This window comes from Rhodococcus sp. BS-15, from assembly GCF_000813105.1.
Lineage (GTDB): Bacteria > Actinomycetota > Actinomycetes > Mycobacteriales > Mycobacteriaceae > Rhodococcoides.
In genome coordinates this window covers 1-3,933 of record NZ_BAOX01000379.1, presented here as the reverse complement: position 1 = coordinate 3,933, position 3,933 = coordinate 1, and the positions used below count along the sequence as shown (strand labels likewise).

1 protein-coding gene and 3 pseudogenes are annotated in these 3,933 nt (G+C 63.3%); all 4 read left to right on the top strand.

Annotation, left to right across the window (positions count from 1 at the left end):
* Positions 1–1,473, top strand: a pseudogene (locus tag RHBS_RS25340) (helicase-related protein); the annotation flags it as partial.
* A gap of 104 nt (positions 1,474–1,577) precedes the next feature.
* A pseudogene (gene ectA, locus RHBS_RS31955) lies at positions 1,578–2,150 on the top strand (diaminobutyrate acetyltransferase); the annotation flags it as partial.
* Between the two features lie 48 nt (positions 2,151–2,198).
* Positions 2,199–3,458, top strand: a pseudogene (gene ectB, locus RHBS_RS31950) (diaminobutyrate--2-oxoglutarate transaminase); the annotation flags it as partial.
* A gap of 57 nt (positions 3,459–3,515) precedes the next feature.
* On the top strand, positions 3,516–3,914 hold the full coding sequence (locus RHBS_RS31945) for an ectoine synthase (protein WP_121869472.1): 399 nt from the start codon (positions 3,516–3,518) through the stop codon (positions 3,912–3,914).
* Positions 3,915–3,933: the final 19 nt, after the last annotated feature.

Sequence of the window (3,933 nt, the reverse complement as noted above, 5' to 3'; positions counted from 1 at the left end):
GCTCGTCCTGCGCGGCGGGCTCGCACGCGACTCTCTGCGCATGGCGGTGGTGAAGATCGACAACGCGACCGAACGGGCGGCGTGGCTCGGCGATCACCTGAAGACGCTGCCCGGTTCGGGAATCATCTACACCCTGACGGTATCTGCGGCGAAGGACCTCGCAGCGCTGCTGACCGATCAAGGCCACGTCGTGGCGTCGTACACCGGTCAGACGGACCCGACCGAGCGGGAATCGCTCGAAGGTGACCTGCTGGCCAACCGAGTCAAGGCACTGGTCGCCACGTCCGCACTGGGCATGGGCTTCGACAAGCCCGATCTCGGCTTCGTGGTGCACATGGGAGCACCATCGTCTCCGATTTCGTACTACCAGCAGGTCGGCCGTGCCGGGCGCGCTACGGAACGCGCCGACGTAGTGCTGCTTCCGGGCCACGAGGACAGGCAGATCTGGAGTTACTTCGCCTCCGTCGCATTCCCCCGCGAACATCTGGTGCGTCAGGTCATCGATGCCTTGAACACCGACAAGGCCCAGTCGACGCAGGCGCTGGAGCCTCTCGTCGAGCTGGGTCGCAGCAGACTCGAGATGGTGCTGAAGGTTCTCGACGTCGATGGCGCCGTCAGACGCGTTCGTGGCGGTTGGATGGCAACCGGGGAGCAATGGACGTACGACGCGGCCCGCTACGAGCGTCTCGAACAGGCCAGGGACCGCGAGCAGCAGGCGATGATCGACTACCAGGCACCGACGGCTGCCGGATGGAATTCCTGCGCAGACAACTCGACGACCCGGATCTGGGCGCACCCGGTAGCGAGTCCGACCGATGCGGGCGGTGCGACAACTGCACGGGCGAACACCTGTCGGCATCGGTGGACGCGGCCTCGGTCGACTCGGCCAGGGCACGTCTGGATCGGCCGGGCATCGACCTGCAGCCCAGAAAGCAGTGGCCCAGCGGCATGAAGAAGCTGGGTGTCTCGCTCTCGGGCAAGATCGCCGACCCACACGAACCCGGGCGCGTGCTGGGTCGACTCACCGACCTGGGCTGGGGTAGCCGACTGCGTGCCCTGCTCGATGCACCCGACGCTCCGGCCACCGATGCGTTGGAGAAGGCGTGCATCACCGTGCTCGCCCACTGGGATTGGAAGCAGCGGCCCACTGCGGTTCTCGCTCTCGACTCCCCCACCCATCCTGTGTTGGTGCGGTCGATCGCCGAGCGATTGGCCTCCGTCGGAAAATTGAGCGATCTCGGCGTCATGCAGGTCAGGGCAGGTCATCCGCCGGTCTCGGCGGCGAATTCGGCGTTTCGAGTCGCCGGGCTGGTGGACTCATGGGACGTTCCGGACGTATCGTCCGTGACAGGGCCGATTCTGTTGATCGATCTGCTCACCGACACGGGGTGGACGTTCACCTGCGCCACGGCGGCATTGAATGCTGCGGGTGCGCAGGCGGTGCTGCCGTTCGCTCTCGCGACACCGAAATAGGTGCCCGCCCGAAGCGGGTGGTTTGAACTTCATGATTGCGGGTACAGCCAGCCGGGCAACAACAATGTGACCATCATCACATTCGGCGGTTAACCTGGGGATGCATGTCCGATTCGGAGGTCGATTTCCGAGCGCACTCGATATGCCACGACGACCTTGTTACGTTTGTATTTCCCATGAAGCCCGCATTGCTGAGAAGTACCCCAGTCACTGCGCCGGACGCAGTGAAGTTTCGTAAGCCACAGATCTCCGACGGAGTCCGGCTCTGGGAGATCGCAAGAGATTCGCGAGTTCTGGACCTCAACTCCAGCTACTCGTACGTGTTGTGGTGCCGCGATTTCGCGGCCACCACCGTCGTATCCGACATAGACGGCCGCGCAGTCGGTTTCGTCACCGGATACATCCGCCAGGACGCCCCCCGCACGCTGTTCGTGTGGCAGGTCGCCGTGGATGCGGACCAGCGTGGCAAGGGTCTTGCCGGTCGCATGCTGATGGAGCTGCTCGACCGCCTCGAGCCACAGGGAATCACGCATCTGGAGACGACGATCAGCCCGGACAACGAAGCGTCCATCGCAACCTTCACGAGCCTCGCACGCAAGCGAGGCACCGACATCGTCAGGTCGGATTTGTTCGCGCCCAACGATTTCCCTGATAGCCACGAAGCCGAGGAGCTCTACACAGTAGGCCCCGACGCATCGCGGAATTACGAAAGGAACAAGCAGAACATGACCGAAAAGAACACCGTTACAACAGAGAAGCCCGATGTGTTCGAGACCGTCGAATCCGGCGTGCGGAGCTACAGCCGCCAGTGGCCCGCCGTGTTCTCCACCGCGAAGAACTCGGTGATCACCGACGAGGACGGCAACGACTACCTCGACTTCTTCGGTGGCGCAGGCGCACTCAACTACGGCCACAACAACGACATGATCAAGAGCGCGTTGGTGGACTACATCACCAGCGACGGAATCACGCACGGACTCGACATGTCGACCGTTGCCAAGCGTGAGTTCCTCGAGTCGTTCAAGAAGAACATCCTCGACCCCCGCGGCTTGGACTACAAGGTTCAGTTCCCGGGACCGACGGGCACCAACACCGTCGAGGCGGCACTGAAGTTGGCCCGCAAGGTCACCGGCCGCGAGGCGATCATCAACTTCACCAACGCATTCCACGGCATGACACTCGGCGCGCTGTCGGTCACCGGCAACTCGATGAAGCGAGCTGGCGCCGGAATTCCGTTGGTGCACACCACGCCGATGCCATACGACAACTACTTCGGCGGCGTCACCGAGGACTTCCAGTGGTTCGAGCGCGTGCTCGACGACTCGGGCAGCGGTTTCAACCGCCCGGCCGCAGTGATCGTGGAGACCATCCAGGGTGAGGGCGGCATCAACGTCGCGCGCCCCGAGTGGCTGCGCGCGCTGGCCGAGCTCTGCTCGCGACGCGAGATCCTGCTGATCGTCGACGACGTCCAGATGGGTTGTGGTCGCACCGGCCAGTTCTTCTCGTTCGAGGAAGCCGGCATCACCCCGGACATCGTCACGCTGTCCAAGTCCATCGGTGGCTACGGCATGCCGTTGGCGCTGACACTGTTCAAGCCCGAGCTCGACGTCTGGTCGCCCGGTGAGCACAACGGAACCTTCCGCGGGTTCAACCCGTCGTTCGTCACGGCCAAGGCAGCGATCGACCACTACTGGTCCGATGACACCTTCGAGAAGGAGATCCTCGCCAAGGGCGAGCACATCCAGGATCGCTTCATCAAGCTCTGCGCCAAGTTCGACGGCATCTCCACTCGCGGCCGTGGCATGGTCCAGGCACTGGTGTTCGACGACGCCGAGTTGGCGGGCAAGGTGTCTCAGCTGTGCTACGACGAGCATCTGCTCGTCGAGACGGCAGGCCCGAAGGACGAGGTCGTCAAGCTGCTCCCACCGTTGACCACGACGATGGACGAGCTCGACCGCGGTCTGGACGTCATCGAGAGCGCCGTCGCAGGGTGCTTTCCTGACCGTCCGTCCGCAACAACCGACATCGAAGGAGGACATCGCATGATCGTTCGCACCACACAGGAGATCACCGGTACCGATCGCGACATCGAGAGCGAAGACGGCAACTGGCGCAGCAAGAGGATCATTCTCGGCGGCGACAAGGTCGGGTTCTCGTTCCACGAGACGACGATTCAGGCCGGCACGGTGAACAACTTCCACTACGCCAACCACGTCGAGGCCGTCTGGCTCATCGAAGGCGAGGGAACGCTCACCGACCGCGAAACCGGAGAGACCTACGAGCTCGGTGCGGGATCGATGTACCTGCTCAACGGGCACGAGCGCCACACCGTCGAGCCGCGCACCCAAATGCGCATGCTGTGCGTGTTCAACCCTCCCGTCGTCGGCAACGAGACACACGACGAGAACGGCGTGTACCCCCTTGTCGAGGTACCCGCGTAATACCAGCACATCGCCTACG